Annotated in this window: 19 protein-coding genes and 3 pseudogenes; 3 read left to right on the top strand and 19 right to left on the bottom strand. The window is 69.7% G+C overall.

Translation table 11 applies throughout. The features are described from left to right. Positions 1 to 104 precede the first annotated feature (104 nt). On the top strand, positions 105 to 368 hold the full coding sequence (locus ACZ4K2_RS36320) for an SbtR family transcriptional regulator (protein WP_467480837.1): 264 nt from the start codon (positions 105 to 107) through the stop codon (positions 366 to 368). 21 nt (positions 369 to 389) lie between these two features. Further along, complete coding sequence (locus tag ACZ4K2_RS36325) at positions 390 to 1,346, top strand: hypothetical protein (RefSeq protein WP_467480836.1); 957 nt, start codon at positions 390 to 392, stop codon at positions 1,344 to 1,346. Positions 1,347 to 1,731: 385 nt separating this feature from the next. Here the strand turns inward: ACZ4K2_RS36325 and ACZ4K2_RS36330 are convergent, their stop codons facing one another. The 6 genes from ACZ4K2_RS36330 to ACZ4K2_RS36355 form a co-directional block, all read right to left on the bottom strand. After that, positions 1,732 to 2,304, bottom strand: a complete 573-nt coding sequence (locus tag ACZ4K2_RS36330) for a DUF642 domain-containing protein (protein WP_467480834.1) — start codon at positions 2,302 to 2,304, stop codon at positions 1,732 to 1,734. A gap of 127 nt (positions 2,305 to 2,431) precedes the next feature. Then, on the bottom strand, positions 2,432 to 3,352 hold the full coding sequence (locus ACZ4K2_RS36335) for a hypothetical protein (RefSeq protein WP_467480832.1): 921 nt from the start codon (positions 3,350 to 3,352) through the stop codon (positions 2,432 to 2,434). 332 nt (positions 3,353 to 3,684) lie between these two features. Then, positions 3,685 to 4,110, bottom strand: coding sequence for a hypothetical protein (locus tag ACZ4K2_RS36340; protein WP_467480830.1), 426 nt, complete (start codon positions 4,108 to 4,110; stop codon positions 3,685 to 3,687). Positions 4,111 to 4,223: 113 nt separating this feature from the next. Further along, entirely contained in the window at positions 4,224 to 4,718 is a 495-nt protein-coding gene (locus tag ACZ4K2_RS36345) for a hypothetical protein (RefSeq protein WP_467480828.1), read from the bottom strand. Positions 4,719 to 4,882: 164 nt separating this feature from the next. Continuing rightward, entirely contained in the window at positions 4,883 to 5,194 is a 312-nt protein-coding gene (locus ACZ4K2_RS36350) for a hypothetical protein (protein WP_467480826.1), read from the bottom strand. A 62-nt stretch (positions 5,195 to 5,256) separates the two neighbouring features. Then, on the bottom strand, positions 5,257 to 5,877 hold the full coding sequence (locus ACZ4K2_RS36355; protein ID WP_467480824.1) for a zinc finger domain-containing protein: 621 nt from the start codon (positions 5,875 to 5,877) through the stop codon (positions 5,257 to 5,259). Positions 5,878 to 6,077: 200 nt separating this feature from the next. Here ACZ4K2_RS36355 and ACZ4K2_RS36360 point away from each other — a divergent pair, with 200 nt between their 5' ends. Beyond that, positions 6,078 to 6,389 carry a hypothetical protein gene (locus ACZ4K2_RS36360; RefSeq protein ID WP_467480822.1) on the top strand — a complete coding sequence of 104 codons (312 nt, stop codon included), beginning with the start codon at positions 6,078 to 6,080 and terminating at the stop codon, positions 6,387 to 6,389. A gap of 99 nt (positions 6,390 to 6,488) precedes the next feature. On the opposite strand, the gene ACZ4K2_RS36365 is transcribed toward ACZ4K2_RS36360, so the two are convergent. From ACZ4K2_RS36365 to ACZ4K2_RS36425, 13 genes and pseudogenes are all read right to left on the bottom strand, one after another. Continuing rightward, positions 6,489 to 7,535: a hypothetical protein gene (locus tag ACZ4K2_RS36365; protein ID WP_467480821.1), complete on the bottom strand. Its 1,047-nt coding sequence runs from the start codon at positions 7,533 to 7,535 to the stop codon at positions 6,489 to 6,491. A 375-nt stretch (positions 7,536 to 7,910) separates the two neighbouring features. Next, positions 7,911 to 8,208: pseudogene (locus tag ACZ4K2_RS36370) on the bottom strand (hypothetical protein). 321 nt (positions 8,209 to 8,529) lie between these two features. After that, positions 8,530 to 9,699, bottom strand: coding sequence for a replication-relaxation family protein (locus ACZ4K2_RS36375; protein WP_467480819.1), 1,170 nt, complete (start codon positions 9,697 to 9,699; stop codon positions 8,530 to 8,532). 589 nt (positions 9,700 to 10,288) lie between these two features. Next, entirely contained in the window at positions 10,289 to 10,552 is a 264-nt protein-coding gene (locus ACZ4K2_RS36380) for a hypothetical protein (RefSeq protein WP_467480817.1), read from the bottom strand. Positions 10,553 to 10,935: 383 nt separating this feature from the next. Continuing rightward, positions 10,936 to 11,130 (bottom strand): hypothetical protein, encoded by a 195-nt coding sequence (locus tag ACZ4K2_RS36385; protein ID WP_467480815.1) that lies wholly within the window; start codon positions 11,128 to 11,130, stop codon positions 10,936 to 10,938. Positions 11,131 to 11,268: 138 nt separating this feature from the next. Then, a complete protein-coding gene (locus ACZ4K2_RS36390) occupies positions 11,269 to 12,303 on the bottom strand; it encodes a hypothetical protein (protein WP_467480814.1) in 1,035 nt (344 codons plus the stop codon). Positions 12,304 to 12,318: 15 nt separating this feature from the next. Beyond that, positions 12,319 to 12,438 (bottom strand): annotated as a pseudogene (locus tag ACZ4K2_RS36395) (IS5/IS1182 family transposase); the annotation flags it as partial. Positions 12,439 to 12,520: 82 nt separating this feature from the next. Then, positions 12,521 to 12,610: pseudogene (locus tag ACZ4K2_RS36400) on the bottom strand (IS5/IS1182 family transposase); the annotation flags it as partial. Between the two features lie 76 nt (positions 12,611 to 12,686). After that, on the bottom strand, positions 12,687 to 14,021 hold the full coding sequence (locus ACZ4K2_RS36405; RefSeq protein WP_467480812.1) for a hypothetical protein: 1,335 nt from the start codon (positions 14,019 to 14,021) through the stop codon (positions 12,687 to 12,689). Positions 14,022 to 14,109: 88 nt separating this feature from the next. Next, a complete protein-coding gene (locus ACZ4K2_RS36410) occupies positions 14,110 to 14,289 on the bottom strand; it encodes an RNase A-like domain-containing protein (RefSeq protein WP_467480839.1) in 180 nt (59 codons plus the stop codon). 257 nt (positions 14,290 to 14,546) lie between these two features. Then, complete coding sequence (locus ACZ4K2_RS36415) at positions 14,547 to 14,933, bottom strand: hypothetical protein (RefSeq protein WP_467480811.1); 387 nt, start codon at positions 14,931 to 14,933, stop codon at positions 14,547 to 14,549. Between the two features lie 57 nt (positions 14,934 to 14,990). Next, complete coding sequence (locus ACZ4K2_RS36420; protein WP_467480810.1) at positions 14,991 to 16,859, bottom strand: ATP-dependent helicase; 1,869 nt, start codon at positions 16,857 to 16,859, stop codon at positions 14,991 to 14,993. Beyond that, a complete protein-coding gene (locus ACZ4K2_RS36425; protein WP_467480808.1) occupies positions 16,846 to 18,834 on the bottom strand; it encodes an ATP-dependent nuclease in 1,989 nt (662 codons plus the stop codon). The genes ACZ4K2_RS36420 and ACZ4K2_RS36425 overlap by 14 nt, the downstream gene beginning before the upstream one ends. Positions 18,835 to 19,048: the final 214 nt, after the last annotated feature.

Here is a 19,048-nt window from a genome sequence, read left to right on the forward strand (position 1 = left end):
CCCCGCCTTAACCACTCACGCGACTTCTCAACAAACCCACAACACCCCAGGCCAGCAACGACCCGACACACCAACAAACCCACCCCTGAGCGTTAGCCAACGACATGGCCGTCAAAGCCGCCGCCCGCACCCTCGGCGCCGACACCGACCCCGACGCCCCCCTCCAGCGCGTGACCACCGCGCTGAACACCCTCATCCACACCGGGCAGACCGAAGGCGACGTCCATCCCGACATCACCCTCACCGACTTCTACCTGCTCCTCGACAGCGCCCCCGCCACCCGCGCCACCGGGACCACCGACCGCTGGCTCACCCTCGTCCTGCCCGGCCTCACCACCCGAGGCCGCCCGGACGCCACCACCTGCTGAGGTTGAACCCGCACCGCGCAGGTGAAGGCGTCCCCGGAGGAGAACTTCCGGCGCACGCTCGTCCTCCACCACATGGTCAAGGAGGCCGAGGCGTTCACGGCCGGCCTTGCGAACGTCGCCGCGCAGCTGCACGCCGACGACCCCGAGCTCTACCCCAAGAGGATCCAGGCGGACTGGCTGTGCGGCGACCACAAGCCGCTCCACCGCCGCCGGCTGCTGGTCGAGTTCGCGGCCGGGATCGCCACGGACGGCACCGTCGTCGAGAAGTGCTTTCTATGTGCGGTGAAGGTCCCGGGCGAGGACGCCGACACCAGAAACTGCGACTCCGGGTACTGGGCCGACGTACGCGGCTCGATGCCTGACCTCGTCCAGGCCGTCGGCCGGGCACCGCCGATGCAGCACGGCGAGGGCAAGACGGCCAGCCTGATCGTGCCCGTTCTGCTCGGGCCAGGTGAGACAGCGGACAACATGCTGACCTCGCGGGCGTTCGGCTGGCTCGCCAAGCTGCTGGAGGCGCTCAGGGCGCACGACGCCCGGATCATGGAGACGCTCGCGGAGCAGCAGGCCCCGAGCCGCTACAAGCCCGTAGCCAAGGACGAGAGGGGCAAGAGCACAGGCGGGAGCGGCGAGGGCTCCGGAGACGTCAGCGCCCCCGCCAAGGCGCTGCTGAAGTTCTCCACCCCCCGCGACCCGGCCGCCCTCGCCGCGTTCATCAACCTGCGCGTCCTCAACCTGGAGCACGAGCACCGGCGGCGCGGCGTGGAGGCCGCCGTCATCTACAACCGGCTCCCCGACGACCTCAAGGTCCCATCCACGTTCCGGTGCCCGCCGTCGACGACCAGGAGGCGGAAGGCGAGGGGTGGCCGGCCACGCTCGCCAACTTCCCGCTCGGACAGTGGACCGCCGACGCCCGCCGGCTCCACGCCCGCAGCGACATGGACGCCGACCGCATCAAGCAGCAGGAGAAACTCGGCATGATCTGGTCGCATTACGACCTCGCCGCCTCGCCCTGCGCACACAGCGCGGCGGCCACGGCCCCGTCGACCGCCGGTCTGGAGTCGAGGCAGTCGACCAGCTGCGGACGGCACCTCGGTATTCGCCGTTGCGGCGACGAGCGAACGAGCCGATGCCGACGGACGAACCGGCGGCCGGACGGCCGAGGCCGTGAGGGACACCGGACCGGAGATGACGCCGGCCCGGGCAGCAAAGGCTCGGGCGCGCGGGACGGGCCGGGAAGAGACGGAAGCGAGGACGGCGCGGGCCGGCGGAGCCGCGGGGGCGTGACGGCCAGTTGAGCGGACGGGGGAATCGGGAAAGCCGTGCGCGGCGACGGTGGGAGCAGCTCGGTGGTCCGCGGCGCCGGCTAGGAACTGGCTCCCGTGGTTTCACCGTAGACGTCGGAGATCAGGGCGCCACACACGCCCCGGGTGTTGGAGGAGAAAGTGAGGTTGTAGCTTCTGTCCTGGGCGATGAAGGTGAGTGTCTGCTCCCGCCAGGCGCCGATCCGCCCGATGGCGAGGTACTGCTCCTCGGCTCCCCCTCTGCCCTCGAGCGTCACGTTGTACGACTGCGAGGTGACGGACGAGCACCCCGGGTAGGTGTTGCGGGTGTGCTTCCACTCCAGGGTCACCCGCGTACCGGGGGTGGTGCGAATGATCTGGGTGATGGAGCCGGGAGTGCCACCGTTGAGGTCGACGGCCTGGTTGCGATGACGGGCCAGCTGGGTGCTGTAGACATTGACGTTGCCGTCGGAGACCCGCCATCCCGGGATGCCGGGTGTTGAGTGCGGGTAGACGGTGGTGTACCCGTTGTCGCGAACGGCGGGAGGGTAGAACTCGCCGTTCGTGATGATGTCGTCTGCGGCACCGGCCGGCGACGCCGACAAAGAGAGTGCCAGCAGAGCAGCACCCAACAGGGCGCCGTGGGCAACACGCATTGAGGTCTCCATGACTCAGGGCAGCCCGAAGGCGCGCATGCAGGGTTCGTGCAGGGTTAAGGCCGGGGCGGGCAGGCGCACTGACTCCGCGATACTACGGAGAGCGCCACGCCGCTACCGTGGGCAATCATGTCTGGGGTGGCGGGACAGTGCAACGTCCCGCGCCGGGGCCCGAGCAGGCCGCCAGCCTGCATTCAGCGCGCCCGCGCGACACCCGGCCCGGCTGCTGCCGCTGAGGCGAGCAGACGCCACGCACGCGGGCGGCCAGCCGGACGCCTTCCGGTGTCGGGCGTTGCATTTGCCAAAGCCCAGCCACCCCCGCGCCAGCGCGTCGAACACCGCACGCCTCATGCCGGCCACCGACGGGCGCACCGACACCGGCACCCACGTCACCTCCCAACCCGGAGGCACCGCGTGGAGCGCCATCCGCACGGCGGCGGTCTTGCCCCGGCCCGGGTCGCCGAACACACACGGCGCCCTGAACCGCCATCGCCTGCCCGACCGCCTCGGCCACCGCCCGGACCCACGACGTCCGCACCAGCTGCGCACCCGCCAGCGCACCGCTCTCCCCCACCGGCAAGCCGCTGGTCGCTTCTGGTACGAGACGCGGCAGCCGAGGCGCAGCCACTTTCGCCGCGCCGCCCTCCTGCGGCCCGGCCAGGGCGAGGTCAGCCAGCGCCTGCCGCGTTTGCTGCTCATCCCGCTCCCGCCGCACCACCGCACGGTCCGGCAGGACCCTGCCGGCCTGAAGGTCCCGGCGCACCACCCGGTGCAACGACGCCAGCGAGGGCACCTCGCCCCCGGCCGCCTTCAGATGCCGGTGCAGCGCCGCAACGTTCCCGCCCGCCTGAGCCAGCACCTCCCACATCTGGTCGGACAACTCCAGCCGGGCCCGCGCCCTGCGCTCCAAGCGGCCCTCCGCCCGCGCGGCATCCAGCCAGCGCCACACCGTGCGCACATTCACCCCGCCGACCTGAGCGCCCGCACGCACATGCGCCGTCGTCAACGCCCCGGCCGCATCCAGCTCCAGCAGCCGCGCAACCAGCACCGGCCTGGACACCCTCAGCCCCGCCGCGACCTCACCCCACGCGCCCGGCTCCCCCACCCCACACCCTTCCGCCGCGGACACCAACACCCACCACGGTGCAGCCGCGCAGCCCAAAATGGATCAGAAGTGCCGTTCTCAAGACAGTGGAGCGGAGAGTGGTGTACCACCCCATGACAGCCGTACCCACTACAGAAAACGCCCCGCGGCAGTAACCCCGCCCTCACTCAGCACCCCACCAGCGAAAGAACAGCAAGAGCCGCCGGGCCAAGCTGACTGCCGACAAGCTCGCCTCGCTGGCCGCCCTCGGGCTCAGCTGGGCGTCTTGACTTTGCCTATTCTGCCGCTGCACCCGGCGTCTCCTCGCCAGGCAGCGGCGCGTCCGGGATCTGGCCTGGGTGGTAGGTCCGCCGGTCCTTGGCGATCGAAGAAAGCAGCGTGGCGTCGCCGGAAGAGTCAGTGTCGATAGCTCTGGCCTCTCCGTCGGAGTACACCGCCCAAGCCACCACCGGATCAGCGAAGGAGGTTCCCTCGCTGGGGTCCTGCCATTCCGTCATCCAGCCCCCACCCGGGACGACACCCACGATTTGGCGGCGCTCGCGAACTTCCTTGAAACCCGCGATGTTCCGTGCTCGTCGCAGCTCGTTGCGCCACAGCACCAGTGGTTCGCCTTCTTCGTCCCAGGCGTGCACGGGACGAGACTCATCGGGCAGCTGGCCGCGATCGAAGAGGGCTTCGGTGGGCACGGTCGCCGGAATCATGAGTCCTCCACAGGTAGGTGATCTGCCAGTCTCGCGGGCCTGCGTCGTCAGCGGGCCTGGCCAGCCGGATTCGGCCGATTTTCAGTTCCTGGTGCTGTCGCAGAGTGTCCGACCTAAGCCTGATGGTGGGACGCGACGTGTAGTCCCTCACGCAGGCGACCTCGCAGAACGCCGACGCGTGTCCTGCCCTCCAGGACCTGCAGACCTGTGTCCAACGGATCCAAGAGCCGTCGGTCAATCAGGATCGGGGGGCGCAGCCACGTCCCGTGATCCTCCCAGTGCTGCCCGACCTCGTGAGGGCGGCGTTCGACCCAGTACACCGGGTTCTCGGCGTAGCTCTCAATACAGCCGACATCGGACGCTCCGGTCGGCATCTCATTGAAGTCCGCGGCCGGGATCGTCTCGAGCTGCCACCTGACCTCGCGCAGGTCGATGCCGCCGTAGTCATACACAAAAGCGCCGTTGTCACCATGATTGAAGAGAAACTGCTCAAGGACGTCGTCCGGCCACTGCAGCGATGCCAGTGCAGGGTCGACGCGGAAACGGTCATAGCTGAGGCCGCCGTCTTCACGGCGTGCCATCAGCGGGCTGAGGTCGCTCAACTTCATGCCGCCAGGTGTACCGCAGGTTCCCGGAACTGTTCCCCCTGCTCTAGATCAGTCGGTGCTGAGGCACAGAGGTTGAGGTGACGGAGTCGTCGGATCGGGGCACTCATCGGCATCGCACTGGAGTGCGTGTAGGCCCTGGGATCTTGGGCCGCTCCCCTGGCGAACTACTCTGCAGCGGGGGCGGGATCGGTGAACGAAATCGGCTTGCCGGTGGCGTGGGCATAGGCGATTTCCCTGCTCGTGGACTCGCCGATGTACCCGCCAGGATTGACGACCAGAACCCGGTCTGCCAGGTCGATCTTGCGCAGATGGAGGGCGTCCAGCGCCGCCTTCTGCTCGTCGGTGACCGGTCCGTCCGCTTCGCCTGGCGCGACAACGATGACTCCGGCGAAGGTCAGATCGCGATTCACCGCACGCATCTCGTCCACGAACCGGGTAGAGCCGCAGATGCAGACGATTTCAGGTCGGTCGGGCACAGCTCATCCCTTTCATTGGCGGGAGGTTAGTGGGTGGCACTGCACCAGTGTTGACCGGCCGCTCAGCCGTCGGCTCGTTGCTTCTCGATCGCACTCATCCTGCGGACCATGTCGATCTGCGCGCGGATCATCGTGTCGAACAGGGCCTCCGGATCGCCGTCGGGGCCGGCGCTCGCTGCCAGCAGCGAGGCGACTTGGCTGGCAAGAACAGTGACCACGTCGGCCGTCCCCACCGGGCTGCGGACCTCGATCAGTTTGCGCACGGCGTCGTCGATGCGGTCCATGGCTTCCTCGCCCTGGAGGAACAACCCGAGCCGGTCGGCGAGGAACATCCGGACGACCGCCACACCGTCGGCCAGGGCGGTGTCCACGTTGAAGTCGGCGCGGGCCTTCTCCGACTCCTTGAGCACGGCCGGAATCGTGTACGTCCGCTGCTCCGGGATGAGGCTCTCCTCTCGCCACTTCGCGTACGGGATGGGGCCGACGGCGTCAAGACGTGCACGGTGTTCGTTGGTCGGGCGGCCGCCCGCGGTGCGGCAGGCCCGCCCTGCGGCTGCCTTGCAGGTCGGGCATTCGACACGGCGCTTCCACGAGCGCACGAGATCCATCTCGGCATCGGAGCGGAGGTGTCGTCGCCACTCGCCGCCCCACGGGATGCTCTGCGGTTCGTTCTCCACGCCCATTGGCCCCCCTGGGTCCGGTGGTGTGTGCCGTCTTGCCTGCCGTGACGCTGACCGTACCGGCGGAAGTGCTGGGTCGTGGGCAGAGTGCCGGAGCCTGGCGCCCGCGCGGCGAGCCTTTTCCGTGGGGAGACCAGTGCAAGGCCGCGCGCTTCAGCAAGATGGTTCCTGTTGGGCGCAGTTGAGGCTTGAGAGGGGATCGAATGCCTACAGGAGTGGCTGTCGTGTGCGACACCGACGACTGCTTCGCCGTCTACCTGGCGGTGGAGACCGGCGACGACGAAGACGCGCGTTCCGCCTCCGAGGTCTCGCAGCTGGCGCGCGACGCCGCTCAAGCCGAAGGGTGGGTGGTCAGCTTCGGCTTCCGGCAGCCGGTGATGACCTGCCCCGGTTGCGCGGACGGCCTGGGGCCTGTGCGTGAGCGCGGGGACTGTCGGTGGTGCATGGGCCGCGTCGACTCGGAGTCCAGGTGCGTGTACTGCCTGCGCCAGGTGGAGCCTCAGCCGGAGGCGTGACGGCGTCGTCCCGTCGTCGTTGAACAGCGCGACTCCATAAAGCCGGGCCCCGGGGATGTCATGGCTTGTCCCCCGGGGCCCGTGGTGGTGCTGGAGCGGTTACTGCATCAGCGCGGCGAGGGCCTGCTCAGCCATCTGGATGCCCTGTGTGGCCGCCATGGTGGTGGCGCCCGCCAGGAGCTTGTCCTTGAGCTGGGTGGCGAACTGGCGCAGGCGGCCCGGCTCGGGGTTGCCGGAGGTCGCCTCGTCGTGGAGGTCCTGGGCGACACGCTCCAGTTCCACGCGGTCCTCGTCGGACAGGCCCAGGATGGGGCTGACCTGGCCGACGTACCCGGCGAGCTGGGCGAACAGCGTCGGGTCGACGCCGTCGGTGTTGTTCTGCGTGAAGTTCTGCTGCTCGCCGATGATGACGCCCTTGGCGTTCGGCAGATAGGTGTTGTACGTGGTGCCGGGGCGGGGCTGGTTGACGTGGTCCTGCACGCTTCCTCCTGCCAGGGCGCAGCGGGTGCCCTGGGGTGTGATGGCGACCGTGGCCGGGTCGGTGTCGACGTGTTCGATGAGGTTGTGCTCTGCGAGGTATGCGAGCGCCTGGTGCAGATCGGTCCCGCTGATCTCGGTTCCGGCGAAGTAGGAGCCGGGTGTCGCGAGGAACAGGGCCGGGTCGACGGGTGTCTGGTCGCTGCCGGTGTCGAAGAGCCACCGCAGCAAGGCGTCGATCGTGTGGCGGATCCGGGCGGCGCGGTCCTTCTGCAGGTCCTTCAGTTCGTGCACCGCGACGCGGCCGGCGTCGGTAAGACGGACATGGTGCTGGGGCCCCATGTTGCGAAGGATCTGCACCAGGTCGTGCTGGTCGAGCTGGAGAGCCAGGATGGCCGGGTCCTCGTCCTCCAGCCGGAGCTCTTTGGGGAAGGCGGTGACGTTGATGTACCCGCCCGGGTTCTGCTTCTCGCGGTCGTCCAGCCACAGCAGCAGGCGGGCTAGGTAGCCGGTCACCTCACCGGGCACCGGGCTGGAGGTGGCTTCGATCTGTGCGGAGACGCGAGGAGGGTTCCGCCGTTGAGCCCGTTCCAGGCTCTTGTTGGTCTCCTTGACAAGGTTCTTTGCCCACTTGTCGATCTCACGCTTGTTGATGCCGCTGCGGGCCACGTTGCCCTCCTGTCTCAGGTACCTCAGCCAAGGGTACGAACCGGGTCTGACAACGGGCCTTCTGTTGTGCCAGCAAGGTACTCGGGGAGTGCCGGCCTTCGGGGGTGCTGGCGAAGGTGCGTGAGGGGTGGGGCCCGGCCCGGGGCGTGCTGCACACGCCGGACTGCGAAGCCGTAGGGCGCACCTCCGCTCGAGGTAGAGCACTCGTTGAAAGTCGCGGAGAACCCGGGGACATGGCTGTGCGCGCTGTGCGGGTGCGCTCAGGAGACGCCGATGCTGAGCGGGTTCGACCACGTCACCGTCTCCTGACCTGCCGTGGTCGGTTCTGTGGTCGGGGCGACCGGTGCCTGGTCGGGCCCGTGGTCAGGCCCGTGGTCAGGGTGTGTCGCCGGAGTAGTAAGAAGCGGCAGCTCACACCCGGGCCGGGCGTGCGGCGTTCGCCGGGGCGCGGGTCGTACAGGGCGCGGCCGCCGGGCCACCGCCCGAGTTCGGTGGACAGGGCGACACCGTCGTCGACTTCTTCGGTCCGCCACCCGTGGATGTCCAGCAGCAGGCCGTCCAGCGGCCCGCCGACCAGTTCGGCGTAGGTCCGGTGTGGGAGCGGGCCGGGGTTGGGGTCGTCGTACTCCGCGCCGTAGACCCGGCCGTTCAGCAACTGCTCATCGCCGTTCATCCGACCAAGCGTTGCAGCCGCCACCGACAACGCGGGCTTGCCCAGGGATGCCTTGGGCTTGCCCGCGTGGTCGGTCGCCGTGGCTTGCCCGGGTCAGGTGCGGAAATGAGAGAGCCAGCCGCCGGCCTTCTGCGCGGCGGCCTGTTCTTCCGCCTCCCGGCGCAGGCGCTCCTGCTCCTGGCGCTCGCGTTCGTCGGCTTCGGCCTGCTCCTCGGCTGCGACGGCCCGGTCCTGGCAGTCCTCGCACAGGTGCGGGTGCGACTGGCGCTTGCTCCAGTCCCGGGTGTAGCCGATCGCCTCCCACCTGGCGTCGGTGAACTTCTACCCGCAGTCCGCGCAGACCGGCCGCCGCGCCTCCCGCTGTGCGGCTTCCCGCTCTGCACGGCGTCGTTCCTCTTCCCGGGCGGCCTGGCGGCGGCGGGCGAGGTAGGCGTCCCGGCGGGCGTTGCCGATCGCGTCCAGCAGCGGCTGGCGGTGGTCACGGCCGAAGCGCCAGAAGGCGGGCCCGGCCGGGCCGTGTGCGCACAGCTCCTCCAGCGTGGTCGCCACGATCGGAATGCAGCGGTCGTAAGAGTGGTAGCCGCCCTCGGGATGCCACCGCCCTTGCCAGTGGTGGCGGGTGACGTCGGCGACCCGGGCCATCTGGCTCTTGGCGGAGCGCTGGCCGACCTGGTGGAAGACAAGCAGGACCGGCGGGTGCACCCGCTCGTACTCATCGGACGCGGGTGCGGACCAGCGGGTGCGCCACATCGGCTTCTCGATGCCGTCGGTGTCCTTCTCCTGCCGCTGGAAGAACCGGGCGTACTTGTCGAACTTCGCGGCGATGAGGACGGCTTCCTCGGTGCAGTTGTCGGCCTCGATGAACAGCAGCGGCACCCCGGCCTCCGGGGCGGTCAGGACGACGTCGGCGCGGGCGCTGCCGATAGCGGGGTTCTTCCAGGTGCCCTTCACCGGCAGCGCGACCTCGGTGGCGTAGGAGGCGAGGGTGCCGATCCCGTCGGGTGCGTCGACGGCGTCCCGCGCGGCCGCGACCGCTTCGGCTGGCTCCCGCATGACCTTGTTCAGGTTCGGCTTCGGGCGGATCAGTGCGATGACCGTCTCGTTCACTGTCATCGGGTGCGAGGCGCCGGAACGGCCCGCGCTCTTGGGCATGCCGCCCATCTCCTCTATCTCGCGGTCCAGGTCGATCGCGGCGGCGGCCAGACCGTCCTTCGTGAGCAGCCGGGTCTCCTCACCGCCCCGCGTGCGGCCGCCGTCGACGGCCAGACCGTGGCGCCGGAGGTCGTTCACCGCGGCGCGGTGGGAGGCTGTGCGGGCTTCCTTCTGCTTCGCTGGGATTGGCTTGGTCGTGTGCCGGTAGGTCAGGTGCGGCGAGGACAGCCGCTGGATCTGGTCGGCGGTGGCGACCTTCAGCACGCCGAGGACGCGCAGCACATCCGCGCGCAGGTCGTTGCTCGATCCGGCCTCATTCTCCTTGCGCTTGCCTGCCATCAGGCTCGCCCTCCCGCCATCCGCGACCGGCCCACGGCCGGGCGCCGGCCCCCGGCCGTGGAGGGGACCGGGCCCCCGGACCCGATGATCTCCCCCACCATCGACAACCAACTCAGGTCATAGGGGAAGGAAGAGGGTCGTGACGATCCGGCACGGACCCGAAAACCCGCGCTGACAAGGGGAAATGCCGGGTGCGTGACTGCCGGGCACGGAAGTGGCTTCGGCAGTGGGAACGCAAGCGCCGGCGGCAGGGCCTCACCGGGGCTTGCCCAGCAACCGACGCGCCGGGCGCGGCCAGGCCGGGCAGCGACAGCGTGCGGGGTCGGGCTCCAGGATCGCGGCCGCGCGGGGCGGCGGGAAGGGGTGGGTTGGTCGGGAGCGGCCACGGTGTCCTCGTTCCTCCGGCCTGCGGGCCGGGTCGGCGGTCGTCCGGCCCGCGCGCGGATCTGCGCATGGGCCGGAGCCACCGTGAGGAAAGACCCCTTGTCCGCGGTCTGACGACCAGACCCGACAGGCGTCCGTTTTCGCCCTGACCAACCCTTGCAGCCCTACTTTGTCCGTGGCCGACGCCACACCATCCGGGCGGAGTTCAGCGGGCGGGACGGGTGCTGGACGGCGAGGCTCCGTGCCGCCAGTCCGAGGGCTTCTGGCCGCGGAACGTCTCACCGCTCTCGATCCGGGCCTCGTTCCGGGCGAACTCCCGCTCGGCCGCCGACATCTGCCGGGGCGCGCAGCCGGGGTGTCCCCAGCCATCGGTCACCTTCGTGATGACCTCGCCCTTGGCGTAGTCCTTGAAGCAGGCCGGGCAGCTGCCCGGATAGGCGGCGCGTACCGAGCCGCGCGGCAGCGGCACCGCCTTCTTCGCCGCCGTCTTCTTCGCGGCTGGCTTCCCGCCGCCCGCCTTCTCTTCGCCGCCTGCGCCCGCTTGATCGCCTCGCGCTGCGCCTTGCCGGGCCGCTTCTTCGGCTGTTACCCGCGTGCCGCCTTCGCGGCCTTCTGTGCCGGGTTTTGTCCCACGCGCGGATCGTAGAGGCCGATGCGCAGCGGGCGTCGCGCGCCACGCGCACCGGCCACCGGGAACATCGGCGCGCGGAGGCGCACCGGTAGGCGCGCGGCGCGATGAGTTGCAACAACGCACCGCACTCCCCCACCGAGTAGCGCACCGAGTGGACCGCCCGATCCGCGCCACCGTGGTCTCCACTGTGCACGGCGCGCGGTGGAGTCCACCGTGTCCACTCATCCCCGGCGGCGGCCCCGCGCGGTGCGCCACAGGTTCGGCTGGCCGCCGGGGTACTGCCGGGAGCGGGAGCGGCGCCGGGCGGGTGGCTTCGGCGACGGGTACAGCGCCATACGCAGCCGGGCCGCGTCGGCGAGCTGCTCCAGGCGCTCGCGCTGCTCCGGCGAAAGGTGCGGCGGGGCCGGGGCAACCATGGGGCCTCCGTGATCGAGGGGCGGTCCCTGGCACCCTCGCCCGCTCCCGGGTGACTTCGGGGGTGGGCGGCCGGTCGCGTCCCGACGCCTGGCATCGTGACTTCATCGTCCGTCCCGCCGTGCGGGCCGCACGGCGCTTCACAGCCGGAGGCCCTGACCTTGGCCGGGGTCGGGCTGCTGGCGCTGCTGCTCGCGCTCCTGGTGGTGCTCGTCGACCGGACCGGCCGGATCGGCGGCCGGGGCCCTTCGGTCCTCCATGGCGCGGCGGCGGGTATCGGCGGCACGGGTGAAGGCGGCGAGCCGGTCCAGGTTCCTTGGTGTGCGCAGCCACGTCGCCGGGTCGGTCGTGCGGCCCTCCAGGTACTCCTCGGGCATCGCGGCCTGCTGGTGGGCCTGGACTGCGGCGGCCCGCTGCGCCGGGGTCAGGGCGGCGTCCCTGCCCGGGTGGTCGACGGCGTGGGGAGCGGACGCCGTCTCGCCCTCGAGGTCGCGGTGATCGGCGGGTGCGGAGACGGCCGAGGTCGCCGCCTCGGTGACGGTGGCGGTGTCGGCTCGGATGCGGGCGTCGCGGATCGCGTTCTGCACGGCAAGGCTGGCGACCCTGGCCCGCTCGTAGCGGCTGGACTCCCGCGGCGGTGTGCCTTCGGCGGGAGCGATCCACCACCGGTGCGGCACCGGGAAGTCGGCGGTGTAGGTCATCCGGTCCGCCGCCGGCGCTTGGCGGCCGGGCTTCGTGACCGTGTGACGGCGGGAGTAGCGGAGCAGGGCCCGGTGGGCGATGTAGTCGTCCAGGCCGCGGGTGAACTCGCGGCCGCGCAGCGTCTCCAGCAGGTGCCGGCGCGCCTCGGCCAGGATGTGGCGCCGGGAGAACTTCTCGCGCACGGTGAAGACGACCGCGGCGACGTCGACGGCGGCGAGTGCCACGTCCACGGTGGGATCCACCCGCGCCCGGATCGCCGCTCCCGCTGCCCGGCACCTGTCCAGGAGGCTGCCGATGAGCTGCTGGCCGAAGCGGCGGATCGCGGAGGCGCGCCACCACGCGAGCAGCTGCGCGAGCGGCTTCGGCTTCTTCTTCGCGGGCCGGGTCTCCTGCGCCGCCCACCAGCCCAGTCCGTGACGGCCGCGCTCTGAGGGCAGGTGGCCATGGTCCTTCACGTACTGGTCGGTGAGCACCTCCAGGGTGTCCTCCTCGTTGCGACGCCGGTAGCACTCGCGGTCGAACCCGGCGGGTTTGCCGCCCGTGCTGCCTCTGCACCGACGGTTGGCCCGTTGGTCCCTCGGCTCAGGAATCGTGTGTTTGATCCTCCGGCCTCCCCGACCGCCCGCGGACGGCAGATGCGGCTCGAGCAGCGACCACTAGCGATTCGTCAGGTCCCCCCGACCCATGCTCCAGCCAGGAGACCGTTCTCTCGACGACCCAGCGGTGTCGGCCCAGCCGCGTGGACGACTCGATGCCCTTGCGGGCGATGCGGTGGCGGATGCGACGCTCACAAAGCCATTTCCGCGGGTGATCGTAGTCGTAGCCCAGCGGAAGGTCACATGATCCACGGCTCCTGTCAGGACCCCTTAGGTCGAACGTGCTGTGACACCAGGTCGGCGACATGTGTGCCGCGAAGGCCGAAACGTGCTCCTGTCTCCCGATAGCGGTTGTATTGTGCCTCACTGAGTGTGACTTCATACCTGTCGATGAGGTGCAGGAACAGACGGAAGCCGAGGTCAGGGTCCGCGAGCGTCACCGTTTCCTCGAGCAGGGAGATGATCGCATCGGCCGCAGCGCCGGCGCCCTGCCGGGTCACGGCCTCTTCAAGTGCCGGACCGACGTCACGAACCTCGCGCAGGACCGGTCCCCTCAGATCCTCGCGGTGCGGAGGCGGGCCGGGCACGTAGGCGGGTGCGACACCGGCCAGCCACGCCGTGCACACCTCGGCGATCTCCCGTAGCCAGACCCTACCGTCGATGTCGAACGTCTCGACGGCGCCATTACGCCGGGCGGCGGTGCGCCACAGCGCCGTCACCGCGTCGTCGGACAGCGCAGATTCCGACAGAACGCGCGCGTCCTGGAGGAGGATGGCAGCCTGGGTGCCGGGAGCAACGCCGCGGTCGTTGTGGGCGAGTCTGCCGATGTGCTCACGGGGGTCCCCCGAGCCCTCGTGTCGCCAGGCAGCCCATTGCCCGTCGAACATCGCCGACAGAAAGGGTAGCCCGATACGGGGTCCGAGGTCCCGGCGGCTCGCGTCCAGGGGGCGCCACCGCACGGTCAGGTCCTCGTAGACCGCCGCGCCAGGGTATGTCAGCCAGTCGCCGATGCCCAGCAACCGTTCGTACTGGGCCTCGTCCACCGGGGCTGCGTGGGCCTTGAGCGTGCGCAGGAAGAGCCGGAAGCCGAGATCGGCGTCGGCCTCGTCGACGATCCGCCGCAGCGCGCTCTCCACACCGGGCAGCGGTACATGACCGGCCAGCGCCGGTGCGGCCGACTCGATCTCGGCTCGCACGGATTCGCGAAGTTCCTCTTCCGACACGACGGGCTCCGGTTCTGCCACGTCCGTATGCCCCGTGCGGGCCTGGTCCAGGTCGTCCGCCGGGCACACATCGGCGATCATGCACAGCCACTCGCGCGCGCCGAGGCCGTGAGCGCCCGGGTCGAACCGTCCGCCCGTCAGAGCCAGCCAGAGGCCGCGAATCACGACGTCCGCCACCGGTGACTCCAGCAGGAGCCGCACATCGAGGCCGAGTTGTCCGTCCTCTTCATCCCGGACGGTCTCGGCGGCCAGCGCCAGCACTGCTTGAGGGTCCGCAAGGGGCGTCCCGTCAGGACCCAGCTTGCCGCTGAAACCGCTCAGGCCGAAGTCCTCCTCGTATGCGAGGTAGTACACCTCACGGCGCCGGGTCACTTTTCTCCTTCTGAGCGCACGGGCGCCCCGCACCGCGGGGTGCCCGTACCGCCATCGGTCTTTTACCGGTCGTCCTGTCGGCTGCGTGTCACTCGGGCAGCGGATAAGACGTGTAGACGACGTACTTGGTCGGCTTGTGCCCCTTACCTGCGTACTTCAGCACGATCCGCACCTCGCTGCCAGCCGCTTCACCAGCCCGATCGCCGTTCTTTCTGAAGACCTTGCCCAGGGAGGATGGGCCGTTGCGCACCTGCCAGTCGAAGGACAGGGTGTCCTTCGCGGGATCGAAGACATATCCGAGTTTGCTCTGCTTTCAGGCGGAGCCGCGGCCGCAGGGATCACGGCATGTGCGTCCGGCTCCGTGGAAGGGCGGGGACCTTGCCTTCGTCGGACGCCTGGCCGGAGAGGGCCGCCTTCTCCCGTGCGAGGAGGTTGGCGGCGGTCGCAATCGTCTGGAGCCGTGCTTCCAGGAGGCGGCAGTGGGCCTGTAGGTCGGTGCACTTCGTCTTGAGTTACTCCAAGGCGTCAGTGAACTGGACGTGACGGCCCGTTTCGCCTCGTCCTTCGCGGCGTGTTCTTGGAAGAGGTGGCCAGGGTGACCTTCTCCAGCCCGCGCTCGGTGGTCTGCCGCGTCCTGGCCGCGAGGTGGCGGTACGTGTCGCTGTCGGACGGGCGGGGCCCACGGCCCGCGTAGGGCTGCCAGGTCAGCGCTTGGGCTGCCGCCCCCGCGGAGACCGCCGACTTCTGCCGGGCGCGGCCCTGCGCAGCCCGAAGTCCGCCGGACGCCATCGCAATGCCGACGGCGATCCCGGCCGCCGGTCCGCGCAGCTGTGTCATGGCGGCCTCGGTGATGATCGTCGTTGCCACCGCGGCTTGCATGGCGTGACGCTGCAACATGTCCCCCAGTGTCATGGTGATCACCGTAGTCGGGGGCGGAGCGACGGACCGGGGCTGGGTGCGCCCGCCGGGTCAGGCATCTTCCTCGGGGAAGAGACGCCGTGCCATCTCGATCACGAAGGCTGAGGGCCCAAGGGACATCCAGTATCCGTTCTTAGTCTCGTACCCGGGGCCGACGATCATAGTCACGCTCGACTCGGCACGGGTGAGGGCGACGTAGAAGGTGCGCCTTTGCTCCTCGAGCTCCGCCTCCGTGGGCTTCCGCCACTGCCTTCCGCTGGGGACATCGCGCGGAATGAGGCCTTGGAGGAGACCCGGCAGAATCACCGTGTCGAACTCTCGGCCCTTCGCCGCGTGGTAGGTGGCGAGCAGGACCTTCCCGACGACTTCCTCGCCGCGCGCGAGGTCCTGCAGCGCAAGATCCTTGGACTGACACAGAACGGCCAGGCCGTCGAGGCTGCTCGTGTTGTCCTGATCAGGGTGCCCTGCGGCTACCTCGTCGAGAGCCAGGCCGGCGCGCAGCTGCTCCAGCCAGGCGAGGGCCGGTGCGTCGGCGGGGTAGAGCTCTTCGGGGTCGAGGCACAGTTGCAGAGCCCTGGGCAGGAAGAACCGCGAGGGAGGCGGAGCGAGCTGAGCCTCGGTGCGCAGTGTAGTGAGGGCGCGTGCGAGGGAGGCAAGGGACGGCGCTTGCGCACGGCGCAGCATGTCGGCGCGGTCAGCGCCGGATGCGGCGTGGATCTGGTAGTTGGTGACGGCGCGGGCCGCACAGCGCTGGACGAACCGGGAGAGGCTGCCACCGGGCAGTTTGTCGTCGCCCTCGTGCCGGAAGTCCAGCTCGCGTCGGGTGAGCTCACGGCGTACGTCGTCGAGCAGGCGACCGCGGGCGGGGTAGAGGATGGCGATCCGCTCGGGGCTGATGCCCTTGCTCTGCGCCTGTTCGACGAGGTCACAGGTCACTCGGGCGTGGTCCTGGAGGCCTCCCTCGACCTGTTCGAGGTTGACGTCGCCGGGGGGTGCGCCTTCCCGGGCGAGGCGGCCTCGGGAATGTCCGAGGGCGGCTTCGGCGGCGGCGATGATGTCCTGGCCGCTGCGGTAGTTGACCTCGAGTTCGAGATCGCGGAAGTCCTCTCGCTCTGCAAGTTCGGTCAAGTACTTGGCGTCGGCACCGGTGAAGCCGTAGACGGACTGGTCGGTGTCCCCGACGGCGAAGACGGTGATGCCAGCCAGGTCGCGCAGGGCGAGGACGAGTTCGTGAAGGACTCCGCCGAGGTCTTGGTACTCGTCGACGACGAGGTGGGGGAAGCGGGCGCGCAGGAGGTCGCGGACATGTGCGTGTTCCCTGACGAGGCGTACGGCCCGGATGACCATGGCCTCGAAGTCGATCTCGCCTCGGAGGATGAGCTGTTCGTCGTAGAGGCGTGCGGCCTGGACTTCCCGCGGGTCGAAGCTGTCCAGGGCCTCGTTGCAGGCCAGGGCTCTGCGGATCTTGGTGCTCTGGGGCACGCGGTGCTGCGCGAGGACCTCGCCGATGCCAGCCTCATCAAAGCACCGTTGCAGGAGCGCCTCGATGGCCGCCTTGCTGAGGACTTGTCCCGTCTCAGGGGCCGGCTGCCCGGTCAGGTGTCCGAAGGCGCGCAGGATCTCGTTCAGGCAGAAGGCGTGCACGGTGGAGCAGGTGATCCGCCCCTCGGCGCGCACGCCGCTGCGGTGGACGCGGCGGCGGATCTCCTCGGCCGCCGGGTTGGTGTAGGTGATGCAGGCCACGCCGCGGAAGGACGAGATCTGTGTCTGGAGGACGTAGGCGATCCGGGCTACGAGGGTGCGTGTCTTCCCGCTTCCGGGTCCGGCCCGCAGGACGACGTTGCCGTCGTGGAGTACGGCCTCCCGCTGCCTGGGGTGCAGACTGTCGAGCTCCGTGAGGAGGGTGTCACTGATCTGCATCGGTGCCCTGCCCGTTGACGTGCGGCACCGTGGGGTCGGGGAACAGTGACGTCCCGCGGGCCGCGCGGCTGATGCGTTCCATGGCCAGGAAGAGGTAGGCAGCCGTGTCCAGGCGGCGCAGGGCCTGCTCGTCGAGTGGACGGTCCCAGGGGGTCTGGGTTGCGGCTCGGATCCGTCCTTGCAGGTCGACCTGTGCGATGTGTGCGGCGAGGCGCTGTCCGAAGCGGCCCTTGCCGAGGGCGCCGATCCGCTTGAGCATCTTCTTCCGTAGCTCGGGGTCGACGGTCCTGTTCCGTTCGTTGGCGACCCCGCGGCTCACGTCGTCTCGCGCGGTGGAATTGGGGTTCAGCTCCTCGAAGGCCTGGATGATCTCCTCGCCGAACAGGGAGCACAGGTCGGTCTCCAGGGTCTGGGCGCCGATGTAGATGCCGTGGTCCTGGAGCTCTGCCGCGAGGGGATCGCGGGTCGTTTTGTAGTCGGCTGCACCGGTTTCCGGAAGGAGGGCAATCTGCTCCAGGAGTGCCTTGCCGCGGGATGCCTCCGGGTGGAGTTTCGCGCCCCGCTTGAGGCCGGCTTCCCGCACACCGCGCTTGTCGCCGGCGGCGTCTCCGTCGGTGACGACCACATGGGGGGTGTCAAGGCCCTTCGGGCCGAGGAGCGCCCGGTAGGGCTTGAAGTCGGTGCCGTGGGCGCTGGCCACCACGGTGCCGTAGGCGTCAAGGTCGAACCCGGCGGCTTCGGCCAGGGCGGGGAGGATGTACAGCTCGGCCAGTCCTTCAACCAGCACCACGGCGGAGGCGAAGAGGACCTCGGCACGGCTGACGTCGAGGTAGCGCTCCAGGTCCGCAGCTTCCTCGTCACTGACGGGGAGGGCGGCCGTGGTGGCGCCGGTCGTACCGTTCTCCGTGGCGCGCAGCACGATGAAGGAGCGGACCGGGGCGACGGCGGCGATGTGCGGGCTGTGGGTGGTGAGGATGAGCGACGGCCCGGTGCGCAGCAGGTATCCGAAGAGGTGCCGCTGGAGGGTGACGTGGAGATGTGCTTCGGGCTCTTCCACGGCGACCAGGGTGGCGATGAACTCTTCGTCGAGTCGCTGCTGGCTGAGGGCTTCGAGGAGCAGGCCGAGGTAGATGACGTTGGCGGTGCCCAGGCTGGTGTCGGCGATGCTCCTGCGGCGGGCCGTGTCGAAGAACAGGCGTACCGCGCGGATCAGTTCGTCCGGCTTAGAGGAGGCGAAGCCGAGGGTGGGCTGGGGGGCCAGGCGCGGCCCGAACATCTCTCCCAGCCGGTCCGTCAGGTGCCCCTCCAGCTTGGCGACGTTGTCGTCCTTGGTGAGCTGGTCGACCGCGGTGGCGATCGCCGAGGCGGTGGCTTCCAGGTTTGCCGGGTCCAGGGGAAGTCGTTCGAGGAGATCCCGCATCGGGCTGCGCCGCCAGTTGTGCAGGTCTCCTTCGGCGTCGCGTAGGGCGGGCAAAACGCGCAGGGCCACCTCGCGGCGGATGGCGCGCACGTCATTGGTCTCGCGGTCGCCGGCGAAGACGACGACGTCGTAGTCATGCGCGGTCAGCGGTCGGCCAGTGGGTTGCACCTGAGAGCCGTCAGCGGTTGTTACTTCTGTGCGCGGGGCGAAGCGGTAGGTCAGCCGGGCTACGTAGGGGTCGAAGCCGACGGTGGCACTGGACAGGATGCTCTTGGCGTCAGCGTCGTCGTCGAAGCCGCGCAGCTCGACCGCGATGGTCACTTCTGCTCCGCCGGCGAGGCCTGCGGGGTGCCCTTCCCAGATGTCTTCCTCGCGTAGCATGCGTCGCGCGTCGGAGACGGACGGGTCGAGGACCAGGCGGATCGCTTCCAACAGATTCGACTTGCCGACGCCGTTCTCACCGACGATCACCGCGTGGGCGGGGAAGTCGTCGATGACCAGGTGCCGGAAGTTGCGGAAGTTGCGTATCTCGATCCGCGAAATATGCAGGCCCATGCCGTCCCCTTTTGGCCATCTGGTGCGATGCGGTGATTCATCATTCCAGGGCTGCCTGCGTCGGCGGGCGGATTTCCGGCGTCCGGGTACCGAACTCCGGCAACGAGTCGCCCAGCTGACGCTAGTACTCCAGCAGCGTTTCGCTATCTTGCCTGGTCACAGGCATCGCCGGGAGTGTAGTGGGCTGCTGGAACGTCAGGGGCGGTCTTGCCGG

The sequence above is a fragment of the Streptomyces sp. NPDC025833 genome, from assembly GCF_055558055.1.